Source organism: Agrobacterium sp. a22-2 (assembly GCF_012276985.1).
Lineage (GTDB): Bacteria > Pseudomonadota > Alphaproteobacteria > Rhizobiales > Rhizobiaceae > Allorhizobium.
The window spans coordinates 36,486-56,824 of record NZ_JAAXMM010000011.1; the positions used below are offsets into that span (position 1 = coordinate 36,486).

Sequence of the window (20,339 nt, forward strand, 5' to 3'; positions counted from 1 at the left end):
TCATCCCGAGGATGAGGACTGCCTGGGAGGAATGAAGTGAGCGTGTCGCAATCAGTGCCAATTGGCATGTCGAACGGCTGGAATGATCTCATTGATGAGGTCACCTCCGGACGCTGGCTGGACCCCGATACCGGGCGCGCCGTTGACGTTCCGTTCCGCAATATCCTGATCGGGGACGGTCTGGCGGACCAGGCCAGCGATCTGCTTGATGCGGTCATGCCGGCCTCCAATTACGGCGTCGTTTGCGACGCGGCGACGGCTGCAGCCATGGGCGACCGGATCGCCAAGGTGCTGGGTAGCAAGGCGCGGCTTTTCATCCTCGACCACCCACATGCCGATGAAGGGCAGGTCGCCGCGCTTCAGGCGCTAACCGCCGGAGTTGAAAGCCTGGTGGCCGTCGGTTCGGGCACGATCAATGACTTGTGCAAATACGCGACCTATCTCGATGGTCGCGCCTACAGCGTCTTCGCCACGGCGCCGTCGATGAACGGCTACACCTCGTCGACAGCGTCGATCACTCTGCATTCAGGGCTCAAGACCACGCAGAAGGCGCATGCTGCCAAGGGCGTTTTCATAGATATTGGTGTTTCGGCCGCTGCACCTCAATATCTGATCGGCGCGGGACTGGGCGACAGCCTGTGCCGCCCGACGGCCCAGATCGACTGGTATTTCTCGCACCGGATGTTTTCCACCCGCTACGCGACCTCGCCTTATGTCTTGCAGGAGGCCGACGAAGCCGAACTGCTGACCCGCACGGCCGGTCTTGGCCGGCGCGACCATGACGCCATCGGCTACTTGCAGCGTCTCATGACCCTTGCCGGTCTCGGCATTGCCGTCGTCGGCATGAGCCATCCCGGCTCCATGGGCGAGCATCAGATATCGCACTGGATCGACAGTTTCGCCGGCAAGCGTCATCCGGGTACCGTGCATGGCCAGCAGGTGGGCGTGGCGTCAGTGACGATGGCCCGTTTGCAGGCTCGCGTTCTGTCGATGGAGAGCGCCCCCAGGGTCAAGCCCTATATTCCTGACGAAGCGGACATCCGCGCCAGCTATCCCGCGCCAGCCGTCGAGGACTGCCTTGCAGCATGCCGCGCCAAAGCCATGGATACCGACGCAACTGCCCGGTTCAACGACAAACTGGAGAGGCTCTGGCCCGAGCTTCGCAGCGCACTTAGCCCCATGGCGCTGAACCCCGACGACATGGCGGTTCACCTGCGCGCGGCGGGCGGTGGTGCGACCTACGAGGAGATCGGCATGGAACGGGATCTCTATGTGGAGGCGCTGATCCGCTGCCGCGAAATGCGGGATCGTTACTCCATGCTCGATCTGGCTGCCGACATGGGAATTCTGGAAGACTTCATCGAGGAGGCCGTCTGATGCGCCCTTTACAAGACCTTGGGTGGGAGACGCTCGCCGATTGCGTGGCAGTGCTGACCGACATCGACGATACATTGACGACCGATGGCCAATTGCCGGCCGCAGCCTATGCCGCGCTGGAGCAACTGGCTCAGGCCGGCCTGAAGGTGGTCCCGATTACCGGTCGGCCGGCCGGCTGGTGTGACATGATTGCCCGCTTCTGGCCGGTCGCCGGAGTCGTCGGGGAAAACGGAGCCTTCTACTTTTCCTATGACCGTGACGCGCGGATCATGCGGCAGAAGTTCTTCGCCAGCGACGAGGAGCGTCGGATCAATCGGCGCCGTCTGGAAGACCTTTGCGAGCGTATCCTGCGAGAGGTGCCGGGAGCCGGCGTCGCCTCCGACCAGCTTTATCGCGAAGCCGACCTGGCGATTGATTTCTGCGAGGACGTGGAGCCTCTGGGGCCGGATCAGGTCCAGCGCATTCTCGATATTTTCACCGAGGCCGGTGCCATTGCGAAAGTGTCGTCGATCCACGTCAACGGCTGGTTCGGTGCCTATGACAAGCTGTCCATGACGCGAATTTTTGCGCGCGAGATCCTGGACCTCGATATCGACCGGGAGCGTGAACGGGTGGTTTTCGTAGGTGACAGTCCCAATGACGGACCGATGTTCGGCTTCTTTCCCAATGCCTGCGGCGTGGCCAATGTCCGCGCTTTCGCCGTGGGAAGTTTCGAGGCCCCGGCCTTCGTGACGGACTCCGAGGGCGGCGCCGGCTTTGTCGAGATTGCCGAGCGGATCCTTTCGTCGCGCAGGCAGAAGGAGACCGTCGATGGCTGAGGCCTCATACGATATCGCCATCATCGGCGGTGGCATCAACGGCTGCGGCATCGCGCGCGATGCGATCGGCCGGGGATATTCTGTGTATCTTTGCGAGCAGGGTGATCTCGGTGGTGCGACTTCCTCGGCTTCCACCAAACTGCTGCATGGCGGCCTGCGCTATCTCGAGCACTACGAGTTTCGGCTTGTCCGCGAAGCGTTGTTGGAGCGGGAGACGCTCTGGGCCATTGCGCCGCATATCGTGCGGCCGCTGCGGTTCGTGCTGCCGGTCAGCCGCGGCATGCGGCCAGCATGGTTGCTGCGGCTCGGCCTCTTCATCTACGACCATCTCGGCGGCCGCAAGCTGCTGCCTGGGACGTCGCACGTGGACCTGGCGAACGGTCCGATCGGCGAAGGACTGAGCGACGGGCTCAAGCTCGGTTTCGAATATTCCGACTGCTGGGTGGAGGATAACCGGCTTGTCATCCTGAACGCCATCGACGCACAGGAGCGCGGCGCCACGATCCGCGTCCGCACCCGCTGCACCGCAGCGCAGCCGCTGGCCGACGGTGGCTGGCGTATCGTCAGCCGAGACACCGAGACCGGACGCGAGGAGACGGTTCGGGCGCGCATGGTGATCAATGCTGGCGGCCCATGGGCAAATGGCATTGCCCGCGATATCGCCCACCGCGCCCCGCGTGGCCGTGTCCGACAGGTGCAAGGTTCGCATATCGTCGTGCCGAGGCTCTATGAGCACGACCGATGCTTCATCTTCCAGAACGGCGATGGCCGCATCGTCTTCACCATTCCCTACGAGGGCCGTTTCACGCTGATCGGAACCACCGACCGGGACTATCCCGGTGATCCCGCCGTTGTCACGGCTTCAGACGAGGAGGTCGCCTATCTCTGCACCCTGGTCAGCACCTATTTCGACAAGCCCGTGACACCCGCTGACGTGGTGTGGACCTATAGCGGCGTGCGTCCGCTCTACGATGATGGCAGTTCTGACGCGCAGGCCGCCACGCGCGACTACACCCTGGAGCTGGATGATCGCGACGACGCGCCGATCTTATCCATTTTCGGCGGCAAGATCACCACCTATCGGCGCCTTGCCGAAGCCGCGATGGAACATGTCGAGGCGCGTCTCGGACCGGCCCCGCGCCGGACAGGCCTGTCGCAAGGATGGACCGGAAAGGCATCATTGCCGGGCGGCGAATTTGCGCCGCTGGACTTCGATCGCCAGGTCGCCAGGCTGAGGGCGTCCCATGAATATCTGTCGGAAGCACTCTCCACGCGCCTTGTGCGCCAATACGGCACGCGGGCGTTGCGGCTTCTTGACGGAGCCACAACGCTGGCGGATCTGGGCCGGCAATTCGGCGCAGGATTGACACAGTCCGAGGTCGATTACCTCTGCCGCAATGAGTGGGCCCGGACGGCGGATGATATCGTGTTCCGGCGCAGCAAACTCGGCCTTTTGATGAGCCAGGCGGAAATCCTGGAGCTCGACCGATATCTCCAGGGTGATCACAAGGAACGGCGCACCGCATGACATGACTTTTACATGACGACGAGCGGGAAGAGGAGCCCGCACGCCGACATGAACGACCGCCGAGGGAGAAGGCGGAAATGGGAGGGGAAAGATGTATCTGGGAATCGATCTCGGCACGTCCGGGGTGAAGGCCGTCATCATCGACGAGGCGCAGCGGCTGGTGGCGGAAGCCTCGTCGAGACCGCTTGTGGTGACGCGGGAGCGGGCAGGCTGGTCGGAACAGCATCCGGATCTCTGGTGGGACGCGGTCTGCGAAACGCTGGACGCTCTGCAGGCCGCCCATCCCGCCAAGCTTTCGGCCATCAAGGGCATCGGATTGTCGGGACAGATGTACGGCGCCACCGTGCTTGATGTGCATGACGAACCGTTGCGGACCGCCATTCTCTGGAACGATACGCGCAGCGGCGCTGAATGCGAAGAGCTCGAGCGCGCCGTTCCCGATCTGGTAACCTTGGTTGGCCGACGTCCATCGCCGGGCGTGACGGCAAGCAAGCTTCTATGGTTGCGCCGGCATGAGCCGGAGACCTTTGCAAAGATCCGCAGCGTGCTCCTCCCGAAGGACTACGTTCGCCTCAGATTGTCCGGTGAGAAGGTCTCCGATCTCGCCGATTCCAGCGGCACCATGTGGGTGGACCTCAATACTCGGACCTGGTCGGACCGGATGCTGGAGGCAACCGGGCTCGATCAGACGCAGATGCCGCGGCTTTGCGAAGGCACGGAGGTCACGGGCCGGTTGCGGCCTGAACTTGCCCGGCGCTGGGGCATGACCGTCCCGCCGATCATTGCCGGTGGTGGTGGTGACAATGCCTGTGGTGCGTGCGGCACCGGTGTGATCGAAGAGGGCGAGGGAACGGTATCACTCGGCACATCAGGCGTGTTGTTCGTTGCCAATTCCAGTCCCCGACCGGCCGGAGCTGCGGCCATCGAAACGCTTTGCCATGCCGTGCCGGAGAGATGGCATCAGATGTCGGTCGTCCTGTCGGCGACCTCCTGTCTCACCTGGCTCTGCCAGAGGCTGAAGCGCAGCCCGGACGAGCTTGTGCTGAGCCTCGGCGTAGCGCCGCGTCCGGCAACCGATCTGATCTTCGTGCCGTTTCTCGACGGCTGCTGGTCGCCGCGCAACGACGCCAAGATCCGCGGCGGGTTTCTGGGGCTCGCCCATCAGCACGACGACGAAGCCATGGCACAGGCGGTCATGCAAGGGGTGGCTTTCGCCATCCTCGAATGTGCCGAGGCATTCCGGGCCAGCGGCACAGACCTGCGTCGTCTTATGGCGATTGGCGGTGGTTCGCGGTCGAAACTCTGGTTGTCCATCCTGGCAACGTCGCTCGGGATCGAGCTGGAAGTGCCTGACGCAAGTGCGCTTGGCGCCGCGTTCGGCGCGGCCCGGTTGGCCATGGTCGCCGCGACAGCGGCCGAGCCCGCAACGGTATTGAGGCGCCCTGAGATAGGCGACGTCGTCCTTCCCGCAACGGCCTTTGCCGACAGCTATGCCGAGCGATTTCAGACCTGGAAGGCGTTTGCCGAGGTGTGCTGAGCATCCGCGCCGTCCGGGAGGTGGACGGCGCAGACCAAACCGACCCGGGAGCCGGGCCGGATCAACTCTGGAGGAGGAAAAAATGACAAACGAAATCACGAAAGCTGAGCTTGGCCGCCGTGCCTTCATGGCCGGAACGGTTGCCCTGGCCGGCGCGGCTGCCTTTTGGCCGAAGGAGATGCGTGCGCAGGCGGCCAATCGCAATTTTGCGGCGGCGCTCGGCTGGACCACCTACGATTCCGGCCGCCATCTGCAAGACGGCTTCAAGGCTGCCGTGGCCGAGTTGGGCGGCAATCTGACGACGACCGATGCCGGCTTCGATGCCCGTGTTCAATCGGACCAGATCGACTCCCTGGTGGCCTCCAAGCCCGACGCCCTGTTTATCACCCCGGCCGATGCGGTGGCGATCGCTCCGGCCGTGCAGCGCGCCATCGCCGCCGGAATCCCGGTCTTCTGCGCCGACAGCGCAGTGCCTGGCACCCCGGTGACGACCACCGCGATGTCCAACAATTTCGGCATGGGCCAGTATTCCTGCGAGTTCATCTGCAAGATGCTGGAAGGCAAGGGCAAGATTGCCCGCGTGATGCTGCCGCAGAATGAAAGCTGGGATCAGCGCACATTGGGTATGGAATGGGCACTACGCCGCTATCCCGACGTCAAGATCGTCTCCGAATGGGCCTTCGCGCTGGCCGGCAATGTCACACCGCGCCAGACGGTCGATAATATCCTGACGTCCAATCCGGATGTCGACGCGATCTGGTGTGCCTGGGACGGCGCGGCCGTTGAGGGGACACTGGCGGCACGGGCCGCCAACCGCAACGACCTCATCCTGACGGGTATCGACGGCGGCTCGCAGGCCTTCAACTATATCGGCGGTGATACACCGTTGAAGCTCTCGATGGCGCAGAGCTTCTACGAGATGGCCTATTCCTGCGTCTTCTATGCCCAGGAACATCTGGCCGGCCGCAACGCTCCGCGCCTGATCGTCACGCCTACCTATGGTGTCACCAAAGAGATGCTGCAGGCCGGCATTCCCGATGACTTCGACGTTCCCGGCCGTGCTGCGGAACTGGGTTGGCTGCGGGCGGTCTAACACGGCCGAGGGGCACGGGGCCAAGTGGTCCCGTGAACTCGCCTGCTTGGGAAGGAAAAGAGACAATGCAAGCTCCGGTTTTGACCGCATCCGGCATCTGCAAGCGATTTGGCCCGGTGATGGCCCTGCAGGACGTGGAATTCCACCTCCAGCCGGGAGAGATCCATGCGCTGCTCGGGATCAACGGCGCGGGGAAGTCCACCTTCATCAAGATCCTGTCCGGGATCATCCAGAAGGATGCCGGCTCGATTTGTATCGGGGGCAAGGACGTGCATTTCCGGTCGCCTGAAGACGCGATCCGCGCCGGCATCGCCACGGTTCAGCAGCATCCGGAACTGGTTCTCGACATGAGCGGGCTTGAGAATATTTTCCTCGGCCGCGAAAGCCGGGAGAGGGGCCTGTTCCGGCGCATCGATCGCAAGGCCATGACGGCACGCGCCAAGGCGCTGCTCGCCCGCTTTTCGGTACCGCTCGACCTGTCGCGCGAGGTCGGCCAGATGCCAGCCGTGGAACGGGAGGCCGTCGCCATCCTGCAGGCACTCGTCGGCGAAGACATCAAGGTCCTGATCCTCGACGAACCGACCTCGACCCTGACCGAGGTCGAGCGCGAAGATCTGTTTCGGCTGATGAACCAGCTGAAAGCGCAAGGTATCGCGATCATCTACATCACCCATCAGCTCGAAGAAGTCTTCGCCATCGCCGACAGCTTCTCGGTGTTTCGGGGCGGCACATGCATCGCGCGGATGAGCGTCGAGGAGGCGCGGGAGACGGATGTGTCACTGGCGACACTCATGCTCGGCGAGGCGATGGGTGACATCTTTCCTCAGCGGGCATTGCCGGACAGTGCCGGCGATATCGTGCTCAGCGTCCGCGATCTCGGCCGCAGGACCGAATTTTCCAATATCAACTTCGATGCCTGCAAGGGCGAGATCGTCGGCATTTTCGGCCTGGTCGGGTCGGGCTGCGAGGAACTGGCCAAGACGATATTCGGCGTGACGCAGAAGGATTGCGGCGACGTGACGATTCACGGGCATCCTATCTGTGCGAAATCGCCGCGCGAGGCGCTGGATGCCGGGATTTTCCTGGTGCCCGGCGACCGCCGCACCGAGGGATTGGCACTTGAGCGTTCTGCTCTGTTCAACGTGCCGATGGCCAACCTGCGACGGGCGGCGGGCGGCGGCTGGGGCCTGCGCGGTCGACGGATTCGGTCCGACACCAAGAGGTTGACGGAACGGGTGGCGCTCCATCCACCAAGCCTCACGACGCCGGCCAGCGGCTTTTCGGGCGGTAACCAGCAGAAGATCGTGCTGGCCAAGGGCCTCTATAGCGAGGCCGACGTCTACATCTTCGTCGAACCCACCGTCGGCGTCGACATCGGCGCACGGGCAAAGATCTACACTCTGATGCGCGAGCTAGCCGCCAATGCGGCAGTGATCGTCATTTCGAGCGATTGCGACGAAGTGCACGGTGTCGCCGACCGCACCATCGCCATGCACAAGGGCCGCCAGGTCGCGCCGCGTTCGGGTGTCTTTTCCCGCGATGCGCTGTTGATGGCCGGCATCATGGGAGAAAGCAAATCATGAGACAGTTGATGAACCTTCCAAAAGGTGCGGGGCGGGCCCTGGCTTTCGCCCTGCTCGTGGCCCTGGTCGGGGCAGCATTCACGCTTGCCGAACCGCGCTTCCTGACGCAGGCAAGCCTTGCGGGGATAGCGCGCCACATGGCGGCAAACGGCCTTGCTGCGCTCGGACTGACATTCGTTGTCATCGTGCGCAAGTTCGACCTGTCGATCGGCGGCGTCGCGGCCTTTTCCGCGATGTCCATGGGAGCGGTGATTGCCGCGGGCATGCCGCTCTGGGTCGCGGTCCTGGTCGGGATCGCGCTGGGGGCGGCGCTGGGCGCAATTTCAGGGATCGCGATCAGCCGCTTCGGCTTTCCCGATATCGTCACGACCATCGCCGTCGGTTCGGTGTGTGCCGGTCTCGCCTTCCTGTATACCGGGGGGCGTTCGATCTTCGAAAACTTCTTCCAGAGCGGAATCACCGACCTGAACGATGCCCGGGTGCTGGGCCTGGGCGTCTCGTTGTGGTTCCTGCTGATCGCCTATGGCCTCGCCTGGCTGGTCATGCATCGGACACGCACCGGACACGCATTCTATGCGACGGGAGAAAATCCGCGGGCCGCGCATTTCTCCGGCATCGCCACCAGTCGCTTCGTCGCCCTTGCCTATATCCTGTGCGCGATCGCGACCGTTCTGGCCGTTCTGCTGATCCTGGCCGAATCGGGCAATGCCGAGACGAACAAAGGTGCCAACCTGATGATGCCGGCCTATGCCGGCGTCTTCCTGGGGGCGGCGATCATGGGCGGGACCTCCGTTCTATCGACCTTTGCGGGCATTCTGTTGATCACCATGCTGCTCGACGGTTTCTCGCTGATGGGCGTCCCCTACTACTACAGCGACGGTGTCGTCAGCCTGATCCTGCTGATGGGCGTCATCGCCTTTTCCGACAGCGCACGCGGATGGGCGAGCAGCCTGCGCGTTCTGTTTCCGCTTCGAAATCCCTCGTCAAACTCACGGGAGCGGCAGGTATGACCATGACAATTTCAGAAAACACACCGATGACAAGTCGCTCATCCAACAGGCTGGCGAGATTGACCACCGATCTCTGGCTGGTGCTTGCCTTGGTCATGCTGACCGCGATCGTCGGAAGCATCAAGCCACAGTTGCTCGAGGGAGGAAGCCTTGCTGCTCTGCTCAAGACTTTCTCGATCATGGTCACCATGGTTCTCGGACTGACCTGGGTGATTGCGGCCGGCAAGATCGATGTCAGTTTCATGCAGATCGCCGCGCTGTCCAATATGATCTGCGCGGCCACCGTCGGTTACGGCTGGGGCTGGGCGATCGTCGCGGCTTTAAGCGTTGGGCTTCTGGCTGGGCTCGTCAACGGCTGGCTCGTCGCCGTCATGCGCCTGCCAGCCCTGATCGTCACCATCTCCATGGCTGGGATCTGCGCATCGGCGGCGTCGGCGCTTGGCAAGGGCACAGTGATCCGCATCGCAGATCCCGGTCCGATCAGTTGGTTGCTCAACACGCTTCTGTGGGACGCCGTACCGTTCGTCTTCGTTCCGGTGCTGCTGGTCGCAGCGCTCGCCTGGTATGTTCAGGAGCGCTTGACGCTTGGCCGTTACATCTATGCCATGGCGCAAAACGAGGCCGCCGTGCGAGCCGTGGGGGTGCCGGTGACACGTCTTACCATCCTGCTCTTCGGTCTTTCCGGGCTCAGCGCATCCATGGCAGGCGTCATGCTGGCGGCGAGCCTTTCTTCCGGGCAGCCGATGATCGGCGGTCCTTATCTGATCAACGGCCTGACCGTCGTGCTGCTTGGCGGCATGATGGTGCGTGTCGGCAAGCCCAATATCCTGGGAACGCTGACCGCAACAATGTTCATCGGCGTGCTCTTCAGCGGCGCCGCCCTGCTCGGCCTGCCGGACTACCAGCGACAGATCATTCAAGGCCTGCTGCTGGTGCTGGGCCTGGCCGTTGCCACGATTGCCGCACGCCATCACCGCAGCCGCAGGCAGGAGCACTGACATGGCAAACTCGTCACCCACCGTCACGATCGGGCTGGACTGCGGCACAGGCGGTGCCCGCGCCATGGTTTGCGACCTTGACGGCCGCGTCCTGGCAACAGCGTCGCGAGACTATGCCACGACCTTTCCTCGGCCGGGCTGGGCAACGCAGTCGCCCGCCGAATGGTGGCAGGCGGCCTGCGGGGCGGTCCGCGAGGCCGTGGAACGCAGCGGCGTGTCGATCGGGCAGGTCGCAGCGATCTGCGCCGACGGCACCTCCAGCACGCTGGTGATGCTCGGCGAAAACGGCGAGCCACTTGCCGATGCGATCCTGTGGATGGACAATCGTGCTTCACCCCAGGCCCGCCGGATCGAACAGAGCGGACATCCGGCGCTGCGGCGCAGCCGGGCCGGCGTGAGTGCCGAAACGGCTATTCCCAAGATCCTTTGGCTCCGGGACAACGATCCGGATCTTTTCCGACAGACGCGCTGGTTCATGGAGCTTGCGGATTACATCGCGCTGCGTCTGTCGAACCGGCTGACACTGGGCCAGAACCACACCATTAACCGCTGGTTTTTCGATCCGCGTCGCGGTGGCTGGCCGGAGGATTTCTTCGAGGCGATCGGGCTTGCGGGCATCACGACCCGGTTCCCCGATCACATGCCGATCCTCGGCGCGCCGATCGGACTCTTGTCAGCGGAGGCTGCGGCGGCTTTGGGGTTGACCACCGAGACGCTGGTCGTCTGCGGCGGGACCGACGCCTATGTGGCGACGGTCGGGCTTAACACACTGCGGCCCGGAGAAACGGCGCTGATCACCGGCACGTCGCATCTGGTCCTGCCGACCGTCGACGACGATGTGGAAATCGCCGGGCTGTTTGGACCGCACCCCGATTGCGTGGCGCCCGGCTGCTTCGTCATGGAAGGCGGGCAGGTGTCGTCGGGTGCCGTTCTTCGCTGGTGGCACGACCTGTTTCAGGATGCCAGCCCCGGCCGCATCGAGGACATGATCCGCGCCGCGCAGACCGTACCGCTCGGCGCAAACGGCTTGATGGCGCTCGACTTCTGGCAGGGGAACCGCAACCCTTACACGGATTACGACCTGCAGGGCGCGATCTGGGGCATGACGCTCAAGCATTCCCGCGCCGATATCACGCGCGCCCTGCTGGAATCCGTCTGCATGGGCACGGCCAATATCCTCGGCTGCATGGAACGCCACGGCGTGGCCGTTCGCTCCATGACGGCGGCGGGTGCAGCCCTTCGCTCGCCCTTCTGGTTGCAGATGCATGCCGATACTGCTGGGGTGAAGTTGCGCATTCCGGAAGTTGGGGAAGCGACGGCTTTCGGGGCGGCGATCGCCGCAGCCGTCGGCGTCGGCGCCTACGGTTCGTTGCAGGCAGCGGCGGACAGAATGGTGTGGATCAAGGACGAGATCAGCCCGGATCCCGAACGCCACGCCGAATACAGGGTGCTGATGGAACTCTATCTGGACACCTATTCCGCTCTTCAGCCTCTCATGCACCGCATGGCGCAACGCAACCGCTCAAGCCCCCAACCCATGCCTGCTTAGCCCACCACCCGATCCGTTCCGGTTGAACGAAAACATGCCTCCCGGCCGCGGGGTGACTCGCGGAATGGATAGGTTTTGCCATTTGAAAGGAAATGACATGGCACATATTGGAGATCTCATCGCGGAAATGCTGGCGCAATACGGCGTCGACTACGTGTTCGGCATGCCGGGGGGGCAGACGACGGCTCTTCATGACGGCATTTCGCGCCGAACGGACCGCATCCGCCACATCCTCATGCGCGACGAGCGAAATGCAGCCTACGCTGCCGATGCTTACGCACGGCTGACGGGCAAGCCGGGGATCTGCGATGTCACGGTCGGCCCCGGCGCAAACCTGCTGCCGGCCGGCTTTCTTGAAGCGCTGAACGCCTCCATTCCGATGATCGGCATCATCGGCGAACTGCCGCTCGACTGGTTGACGTTGAAAGAAAAAGGTATCGCCAGCCAGGGTTTCGACCAGCTCAGCTTCTTCAAGACCTGCAGCAAGGAGGCCTATCTCGTGCCGTCCGTCGCCGCGCTGCCGGAACTGATCCGCACGGCGTTTCGCGTCGCCACCGCGCCGCGGCCAGGCCCGGTCGCGCTGATCATACCGCATGACATCTTCGATGCGGAATGGGACGAAGACCTCCTGAAAATCGCCGTGGATGATCGGGCCCGCCAGATGCCCTATCTGCGCAGTTGCGCGCCGACCAGCGAGATCGACAAGGCCGCGGCGCTGATCGCCAAGGCAAAACGCCCGGCGCTGGTCTGCGGCGGCGGCGTGCATGGATCGGATGCAGTCGAGGTGGTCACTGCCTTTGCCGATCGTCTGCAAGGCCTTGTCGTCACCAGTCTCTCTGGCAAGGGCTCGGTTCCCGAAACGCGCGACTATGCGGCAGGTGTGCTCAATCCCCTGGGTGCCAAGGCCGCCATCGATCTGATCAAGGAGGCCGATCTCTTGATCTGGTGCGGCTCCAAGGTCAGCCAGAACACCGGCATGAACTGGACCCTGCCACTGGCCGAACAGGCGACGATCACCATCGACTTCGATCCGCTCGAACACGGTCGGACCTTCCGCCCGACCGTCGCGCTGATGGGCGACGTGCGCGAGACCATCGTCGCGCTCGATGCAGCCTTGCCGACCCTTGGAGCCAACCCGGAATGGGCGGCCAGGATTGCCGAGGTCAAAGCGAAGTCAGAGGCCGAGAAGCTGGTGGAAACCACCTCGGAGCTATTGCCGATCCAGCCGCCCCGTTTGATGAGCGAGATCGCCAGCCGCCTTGGCGATGACGACATCATCGTCTCCGACGCCTCCTTCGCGGCCGGATGGATTTCCGGCTACATCCCCGCGAAGCGTGCCGGACGTCAGTTTCTGTTCGCGCGCGGCCAGGGCGGGCTTGGCTATTCGGTGCCGGGTGCCATTGGAGCCGCCGCGGTGCGTCCCGACGCCCGGATTGTCACGGTGGCCGGAGACGGTGCGTTTTCATACACGATCGGCGAACTGGCCACCCAGGCCCAATATAACCAGCGCATCGTCAACATCGTGATCAACAACGGCAAGCTTGGCTGGATCCAGCTCTGGCAGGAGCTTTATTTCAACAACGTCCAATCCGCGGTGCTCGAGACGCAAAGCGTTAAGCCCGGCTATGCCGGAGCGGCGCAGGCGCTTGGTTTGCTCGGCATCTATGTCGAGAAGCCCGACGAGATCGGCCCCGCCCTGGATCGTGCCTTTGCCCATGACGGACCGTCTGTCGTGGAGGTCCGTATTGACGACCGCGCGACGCCGATCCATTCGTTCAAGCGTCGCTTGCGGGAAAAGACCGAGACGCCCTATCCCCGGCCCGGTACTGTCTACAAACTGAGGGACTGGAAGATCTCGCCGGATCTCTGATTGTTAAAGCACCTGGCATTGTTTTGGCGATGCCGGGTGCAAATCGACGACTGGTTTGAATGCGCCGGTAGCATGGCCGTACGCTATAGGGCCTCGCTGACCCGGGTCTGTCTGTGGCCAAAACATGAACGTAACGGGTCCTTCAGCCATCTTCATCGCCGAAACCTAGCGCGGTTCGGGATTGAAGGGCACGCGCTCCTGTGTGAATCTATGTGTCGCCGGTTCAAATCCCTTCAAGGAGTGACCAATTCCCTCGATCAGATGCGGAAGAGTTCCTGCATCTGATCGCTTCGCAGCCAACATGGTCGGCAATTATGTCGCGGTCCCGCTGATAATTGACCTAGTCAACAAGTTCGGCAAATCAGACGAGGCTCGGATTGCTGTCCTTAACTTAGTCGGCGACTGACCAAATGTCTGTACAAAGGCCCTGGCGAAGTGCGATACGTTCTCGAACCCGACCTCAAGAGCGATTTCGATCAAGGGCGCTTTGGACTGTACGAGAAGATGTTTAGCTCACTCCAATCGCACTCTTCTGTAAATCATTGCCGGAAAGCTTTGGCCTGCTGCCGGTTTCGTGGACACCGAGTAAAGGTGTTTCCAATGAAACTGGAGCGCATGAATGCAACGAAGGAAGTTCAGCCGCGAGTACAAGCTTGAGGCAGTGAAGTTGGTGCGAGAGCGCGGGGTCGGCGTTGCGCAGGCAGCCCGCGATCTGGATGTTCATGAGAACGTTTTGCGCAAGTGGGTCGGGGAATACGGTTCGGACCCGGCGCAGGCGTTTCCCGGTCACGGACAGATGAAGCCCGAGCAGCTTGAGCTCGAGAGGCTGCGTAAAGAAGTCGCCAAGCTGAAGGCGGAGCGTGACATCCTAAAAAAGGCCGCCGCCTACTTTGCGAAGGACGTGATATGAAGTTCGCGTTCATTGCAAAGCACCGTTCGATCTGGCCCCTTTCGTCGTTGCTTTGCAACGACTGCCGGGCAGAGGGTGGCATGGCTGTGCGAAGCGCTGGGTGTATCGCGTTCCGGCTTTCACGCCTGGTTACATCGTTCTCCGAGCCAGCATGCCCGGTATGACGAGGCTCTGCTCGAGAAGATCAAGAGCAGCGACCGCACCTACGGCGCGCGGCGTGTCTGGCATGACCTTCTCGGCGAAGGCTTTTCCTGTGGTCTGCATCGTGTCGAGCGTCTGATGCGCGACAATGCATTGAGAGCAAGACCGAGAAGGCGTGGCTTGCCGAAAGACGGCGGCGAGCGCCCGGGCATCATGCCGAATATTCTGGATCATCAGTTCGCGGCAGCCAGGCCGAACCAGAAATGGGTAGACGACTTTACCTATCTATGGACGGCTGAGGGCTGGCTTTATGTGGCCGCCGTCATCGACCTGTTCTCTCGCCATGTCGTCGGCTGGTCGATGAATGCCAGTATGACCTCCCAACCCGTGACTGACGCGCTGATCATGGCCATCTGGCGCAGAGGCAAGCCGGATGCGCTCCTCCACCATTCGGACCAGGGTAGCCAATACACCAGCGAGCAGTTCCAGCGTCTCGTGGCCGATCACGGCATCACATGCTCGATGAGCCGATCCGGCAATGTCTGGGACAATGCCGCGATGGAAAGCTTCTTCTCATCACTCAAAACCGAAAGGACAGCTCGTAAGGTCTACAGAACCAGGGACGATGCCAAGGCGGACGTGTTCGATTACATCGAACGCTTCTACAATCCGAAGCGTCGGCATTCGACACTGGGCTATCTCAGCCCGATGGAATTTGAAAACAAGGTGGGATTAGCCTAACTCGGTGGCCGAAATACCGGCAGCAGGCCATCGCGCAGAAGCTTGCCGAAACCTTCGACGGGCTGGTTGTAGCCGAGCTCACGCAAACAATGCCAGAGCATGGCCTGGTTGCTGGTCACAACCGGACATCCCAGTTCCTGTTCGAGACGATCGATGATCGGTGTCACGTGGATTGCGGTGCAACTGAGGAAATAGGCGTCGGCGGTATCATCCCGATGCGCGCGGGCAAGTTCCACCCATTCGTCGGGCGAAACCGACGCCATGCCGTTTCCTTCCTTCAGATCGAGTCCCGTCTCGCTTAGGACTTCAATGCCGTAGTGCTTGAGGAATTCGACTTCCCGCAGGTTTACCGCCTTCACATAGGGCGTGATCAGGACGACGCGTTTCACGTTCATGGCTTTGAACGCAGCCAGCAGCGCATCGGCCGTGGTGGTTGCCGGCCGTCCGCAGGCGTCGGTGATGCGCTGCGAGATTTTCGAGCCCATGACGGGATCGAAGGTGGATACGGCCGTGCAATTGAAGACGATCAGATCGACACGGGCATCGGACAACAATGCCGACGCTTCCTCGATCTTGTCGGTCATCCCCAGCAATTCTTCGCGCGTCGATCCCGCAAGCTTCAGCCGTGTGGTGAGGACGGATATCCCCGACGGCAGCATCGCGGATAGCTCGGGCTCCGCCATCGGATTGCTCGACGGCAACAGCATCCCAATGCGCAGCGGTTTGCCGCCGGCATCGCGCGTTTCGCCCCTCAAGGCTCGTGTATCAACAATCGACATCATTTGCTCCATTCGTGAATTTCATGTGATCAAAGTCCTGGTGATAGGCATTCACCAGGCAATCCCTTCAACTCGGTTCCATTTTCCGCTCGAATATCGGCAGCAGTTCGCAGAGACGCTCCAGGTCTTCGGTCGTGTTCGCGGTGCCAAGGATGTAACGGTCGGGCCGGATGATGACGCTGCGCGCACCGATCTTATCCAGGTAGTCGAGACCCTCGCCGGGAAGGCAGAGCAGGTCGGCTTCGTCCCAGCGCCTGCGTGTCGCATTCGATACTTTGTCGAGCAGATCATGGTGGCCGAGCACAACGAAGCGATGGCCGACCACGTCGTCCAGCGCACGTCCATCGGAAAGGATCGGCTGATGGGAGATTGCCCCGGCCGGCGCCGGTGCTGTCCCGTGCAATCCGGGCCCGAGCCTTGGATCGATCGAGGTAATCAGCCGCTCGCTCTTGGCCAGATCCTCATCCCTCTTGCGCGCCTGTTCAGGATCGGTCGTCTGGATGATGCTGCCGATCTGCATGGCATTTTCGATGAACCGCCGAACATGGGGCGAACGTTCCACCTCATAACTATCGAGAAGCGTGGTCGGCGCCTTGCCCTTGACGACGCTTGCGAGTTTCCAGGCAAGATTGGAGCTATCCCTGATACCGGCGCAGAGACCCTGACCCAGGAAGGGGGGCGTCTGGTGTGCGGCATCGCCGGCAAGGAGCACGCGACCTTTACGCCAGGGCGCGGCCATCATGGCATGGAAGAAATAGGCGACCGAACGTTCGATGTCGGCATCGTGCGGCGTCAGCCAGGGGCTCAAAAGAGCCCAGGTTCCGGCCGGTGTCACAAGCTCGCGCACATCGTCGCCCGGCATGACCATGAATTCCCAGCGGCGCCGGTTTCCGACACAGCGCATGAAGGTCGTCGGGCGTTCAGGGTTGCAGAACTGCACCGTGCCATCGGTCAAGCCTTCGACATTCCGCTTTATCAGCAGATCGACGACGATCCATTGCTCGTGGCTGCCGAGATCTTCGAGTTCGCTGCCGATCATGCCGCGAACGGGCGACCGTCCACCGTCGCAGCCGACAAGATAGCGGCCCCTGACGGTGTCGGTCTCGCCCGTCTTGCGCGTCCGGTATTGCGCGACAACGCCATCTTCGTCCTGTTCGAGTGCAATGACCTCACAGCCGATCAGCACCCGCGCGCCCGGAAAACGGTTGAGGCCTTGCCGCAAGGCGATTTCGAGTGCCGGTTGGTGAAACCGGTAGCTTCCATGCCAGTTCTGGGGACCAACGTCCGCCGGACGCGGCCATCTGAGGATGACGTCGTGCTGCGGGTTGATGAAGGTCATGCCGGGATTGACGTGTGTATCGGGTTTGATCTTGTCCGCCAGCCCGATGGATTGAAAGACACGCATCACCTCGCCGTCGAAATGGGTCGCGCGCGGCAGAGTGTACATCGTCTCGTCCGCCTCGATAACGCAGACGGACAGATCCATGGCGCACAGGAGATTTGCCAATGTGGCGCCTGTTGGACCTAGTCCGGCAATGATAACATCAACTGAATCTGACATGTTCTTTCCTCTCCCGTTATGCAGCCGGTATGGTTCCGGCGCCGTGTTCTTCATCCAGACACATGTCCGGCACCGTTCCTGATGTCAGCGTCGCGTCGATGGCGGTCATCATGCGCGCCAGTTCCGGCCCGGTGGTCGGATTGTTCAGGTCCAGGCAGCATTGCTCAATTCGGTCGGCTTGGCTGTCGGTAATGATGCCGCGCACGAGCCGACGGAACTTTTTCCGCGCCGAAACAAGATCGAACGGCTTGTCGGGATCTCCGAAGGCGTTCGATACGGCGATCGAGGCAATCATCGTGTCGTTGACGAACAGATCGAGGGTCGCGGGGTAATGATGGGGACACTGGAGCGCCAGCGCGGCGTCAGCCACGACCTCCACCTTTTGGACAAACTCGATAACGGCTGCAGCGGTTACCGCCTCCGCCCGCTCGATGTCGAGCAGATCATCGGGCCGGAATGCTGCCAGCGCAAGATTGTAGCCGCAGCTGGTGATGCGGGAGAGGCGACTCAAACCGACATCACGGTGGCCGATCATGCCGGCATGGGCAGGGGGAACCCTGACCACGACCTTCGTCAACGCATCGAGCGGAATTCCCTGACGAAGAAGCGTCTGAAAGCCGTCAATCGCCGCGATGGCGTGCTTGGCTGCGCAATAGGGCTTGATGCTCGTGCCGAGCACAGCCGGCCGGCCGGCAAAGAAATCCAAGAGCGGTGCTGGCGACAGCTGGATACCGTGGCTTCTGCCCGGCCATTCACCGTTAAGAAGGCTCCTGTCGCCGTTGAAATCCTGCGCGGCACTGAGGGCGGCAAAGCAGCCGGCCTTTGCGGCAAGGCCGGCGAGCAACCATCGCGCCGAGGTGCCGACACTGCCGACCACTCCGCCGCTGACGCTGCCGCCGGGTCTGCCGCTGGCCGTGGAGAGCGCAATTGCCAAGGCATGTGCGGTCCGCTCCCAATCCAGGTTCAAAAGCTTGGCCGTGACCGCCGCTGCCGTCACCGGCGCCAGCAGGTAGGTGGGCCAGATCCCCTTGTGCAGGATCTCGGGCCCGGACACCGCTTCGCCAAGACGGGTCATGACTTCGTAGCCGGCGTGGAGTGCATCGACCAACAGGGCGGCGTCCGAACGTTGCTCCAGATCGGCCGCCAGGGACAATGCCGTCATGACGACAACGGCGCCGGGCGTCGTGCAGGAGGGCATATGCACATCATCGACCTCGCTCAGTCGCGCCGTGGCGACCCGGAGCGCAATGGTGTCCAGCGTTGACGAGGTCAGCGGGGCGGCCGCCTCTCTTGCGCCTTTGCGAAGCCGCGACAGATGCTGGCCTTCCCGTGTCGCCCGTCCGGCAATCCAGGCGCCCACAGTATCGAGAACGTGGATGGCGAGGCCGTCCACTGCAAGAGCGTCGCGAGAATAGGGCGCTCCTGCAGAAATCCGTTTTGAAATGTCGTCGATCAAAATGTTCATCTATGGGTTCCCTGTGAGGTTCTTGGCGAACCTAGCTCCGTAGCCATGTGAGGGGCGCAAGGACGATTTGCGGGAACAGAGCAAGCAGGACCAGAAGGATGAGGTCGGCGACGATGAAGGGGACAACGCCTCGGTAGATTTCAGACAGCCTGATCTGCGGAGCGAGCCCGTGAATGATGAACACGCCAAGACCGATCGGCGGGATGATCAGGCCGAGTTCGACAATCAGCACATTCATGATGCCCCACCAGATGGGGTCGTAGCCAAGCTCGACGATTACGGGCAGCACGAAGGGCAGCGTGATGATCATCGCCGAAATCTCGTCGAAGACGGCACCGAGGACCAGATAGGCCGCCAGCAATCCGAAGACGATCAGGATCGGCGGCGCATGCACCAGGCCGATGGCGTCGACAAGGCTTTCCGGCACGCGCGCCAAGGTCATGAAGTAGCTGAACACCGATGCCCCGGCGATCACCATGTAGACCATCACCGCCACATTGGTGGCGTCGAACATGCCGGAGAAGGTCGCCTTGAGGTTGAACCGCGACCTGACAAGGGCAAAGGCGACCGTCAGGACGGCGGCAACCGATGCGGCCTCGTTGACGGTGAAGATGCCGCTATAAAGACCGCCGAAGACGCAGACGATCAGGGTGAGGGCTGGCGCGGCCTTGCGCAGGAGAATTTTCCGTTCGGCCCACGCCACCGGCTCCAGGATGGGTGCCATTTCCGGGTGGCGCCGGGTGGTCACCCAGATCGCTCCGAGATTGAGCAGGATGACCAGACAGACGGGAACGATCGCAGCGAGGAAGAGGTCGAGAATGAAGGTGTTCGTGGCAATGCTGTAGAGGATCATGACGAGCGACGGAGGAATGAGCGCCTTGAGAGCGCCACCTGCGGCGATCGACCCTGTCGCCAGTTGCGGCGAATAGTTGCGGCCCAGCATCTCGGGCAGGGCGATCTTGGTAAAAGTCGCCGTGGTCGCGGTCGAGGAGCCGCAGACGGCGCCGAATGCCGCGCAACCCGCGATCGTCGCATAGGCAAGCCCGCCGCGGCGATGGCCCAGAAAGGACGCCGCGACGAGATAGATGTCCCGGGACAATCCCGCCGATGTGGCACAGATGCCCATCAGCAGAAACAGGGGGACGACCGCCATGTCGACACTGGTCATGGATGCCGCCGGATCGCCCACCAGCAGCGTCAGCGCCGATGTCCAGGACGTCTGCAGCGCGAACGCCGTGACGCCGACGAGCATCATCGCAATGGCGATCGGGATTTTGAGGATGATGAGCACGAACAGCACAAGAAAGCCGAGGGCGCCGATGTATAAGGGATCCATGATTGCCTTTCCGCAGCGCGTATCACCGAGATCGGTGGCGTGC

The 20,339-nt window shown here is 62.3% G+C and carries 14 protein-coding genes and 2 pseudogenes; 11 read left to right on the forward strand and 5 right to left on the reverse strand.

The features are described from left to right. Positions 1-42 precede the first annotated feature (42 nt). From HFC70_RS17590 to HFC70_RS17635, 10 genes are all read left to right on the forward strand, one after another. On the forward strand, positions 43-1,377 hold the full coding sequence (locus HFC70_RS17590; RefSeq protein ID WP_210259320.1) for an iron-containing alcohol dehydrogenase: 1,335 nt from the start codon (positions 43-45) through the stop codon (positions 1,375-1,377). After that, on the forward strand, positions 1,377-2,195 hold the full coding sequence (locus tag HFC70_RS17595) for an HAD-IIB family hydrolase (RefSeq protein WP_168474587.1): 819 nt from the start codon (positions 1,377-1,379) through the stop codon (positions 2,193-2,195). Before HFC70_RS17590 ends, HFC70_RS17595 begins: the two co-directional genes overlap by 1 nt. After that, the gene (gene glpD, locus HFC70_RS17600; RefSeq protein ID WP_168474588.1) at positions 2,188-3,723 is read left to right on the forward strand and encodes a glycerol-3-phosphate dehydrogenase; all 1,536 of its coding nucleotides are present in this window, start codon (positions 2,188-2,190) and stop codon (positions 3,721-3,723) included. The genes HFC70_RS17595 and glpD overlap by 8 nt, the downstream gene beginning before the upstream one ends. A 91-nt stretch (positions 3,724-3,814) precedes the next feature. Next, positions 3,815-5,260 carry a xylulokinase gene (gene xylB, locus HFC70_RS17605; RefSeq protein WP_168474589.1) on the forward strand — a complete coding sequence of 482 codons (1,446 nt, stop codon included), beginning with the start codon at positions 3,815-3,817 and terminating at the stop codon, positions 5,258-5,260. Between the two features lie 82 nt (positions 5,261-5,342). Further along, a complete protein-coding gene (locus HFC70_RS17610; RefSeq protein WP_168474590.1) occupies positions 5,343-6,353 on the forward strand; it encodes a sugar ABC transporter substrate-binding protein in 1,011 nt (336 codons plus the stop codon). A 65-nt stretch (positions 6,354-6,418) separates the two neighbouring features. Next, on the forward strand, positions 6,419-7,936 hold the full coding sequence (locus tag HFC70_RS17615) for a sugar ABC transporter ATP-binding protein (protein ID WP_168474591.1): 1,518 nt from the start codon (positions 6,419-6,421) through the stop codon (positions 7,934-7,936). Between the two features lie 8 nt (positions 7,937-7,944). Next, positions 7,945-8,946, forward strand: coding sequence for an ABC transporter permease (locus tag HFC70_RS17620; RefSeq protein ID WP_168474592.1), 1,002 nt, complete (start codon positions 7,945-7,947; stop codon positions 8,944-8,946). Positions 8,947-8,972: 26 nt separating this feature from the next. After that, the gene (locus HFC70_RS17625; protein WP_168474593.1) at positions 8,973-9,944 is read left to right on the forward strand and encodes an ABC transporter permease; all 972 of its coding nucleotides are present in this window, start codon (positions 8,973-8,975) and stop codon (positions 9,942-9,944) included. Position 9,945: 1 nt separating this feature from the next. Continuing rightward, positions 9,946-11,493, forward strand: coding sequence for a ribulokinase (locus tag HFC70_RS17630; protein ID WP_168474594.1), 1,548 nt, complete (start codon positions 9,946-9,948; stop codon positions 11,491-11,493). A gap of 97 nt (positions 11,494-11,590) precedes the next feature. Beyond that, positions 11,591-13,363: a thiamine pyrophosphate-binding protein gene (locus tag HFC70_RS17635; RefSeq protein ID WP_168474595.1), complete on the forward strand. Its 1,773-nt coding sequence runs from the start codon at positions 11,591-11,593 to the stop codon at positions 13,361-13,363. A 312-nt stretch (positions 13,364-13,675) separates the two neighbouring features. On the opposite strand, the pseudogene HFC70_RS17640 reads toward HFC70_RS17635, so the two are convergent. Continuing rightward, positions 13,676-13,924, reverse strand: a pseudogene (locus HFC70_RS17640) (helix-turn-helix domain-containing protein); the annotation flags it as partial. A 58-nt stretch (positions 13,925-13,982) separates the two neighbouring features. On the opposite strand from HFC70_RS17640, the pseudogene HFC70_RS17645 reads away from it, so the two are divergent. Next, positions 13,983-15,155 (forward strand): annotated as a pseudogene (locus HFC70_RS17645) (IS3 family transposase). Here the strand turns inward: HFC70_RS17645 and HFC70_RS17650 are convergent. The 4 genes from HFC70_RS17650 to HFC70_RS17665 are packed head-to-tail and all read right to left on the reverse strand — an operon-like array spanning position 15,152 to position 20,296. Then, complete coding sequence (locus HFC70_RS17650; RefSeq protein WP_246735838.1) at positions 15,152-15,946, reverse strand: aspartate/glutamate racemase family protein; 795 nt, start codon at positions 15,944-15,946, stop codon at positions 15,152-15,154. The pseudogene HFC70_RS17645 and the gene HFC70_RS17650 sit on opposite strands and share 4 nt — an antisense overlap. 55 nt (positions 15,947-16,001) lie before the next feature. Beyond that, the gene (locus tag HFC70_RS17655; RefSeq protein ID WP_168474596.1) at positions 16,002-17,495 is read right to left on the reverse strand and encodes a bifunctional 3-(3-hydroxy-phenyl)propionate/3-hydroxycinnamic acid hydroxylase; all 1,494 of its coding nucleotides are present in this window, start codon (positions 17,493-17,495) and stop codon (positions 16,002-16,004) included. A 16-nt stretch (positions 17,496-17,511) separates the two neighbouring features. After that, positions 17,512-18,960 carry an MmgE/PrpD family protein gene (locus tag HFC70_RS17660; protein ID WP_168474597.1) on the reverse strand — a complete coding sequence of 483 codons (1,449 nt, stop codon included), beginning with the start codon at positions 18,958-18,960 and terminating at the stop codon, positions 17,512-17,514. 31 nt (positions 18,961-18,991) lie between these two features. Beyond that, positions 18,992-20,296 (reverse strand): TRAP transporter large permease, encoded by a 1,305-nt coding sequence (locus HFC70_RS17665; protein WP_168474598.1) that lies wholly within the window; start codon positions 20,294-20,296, stop codon positions 18,992-18,994. Positions 20,297-20,339 lie beyond the last annotated feature (43 nt).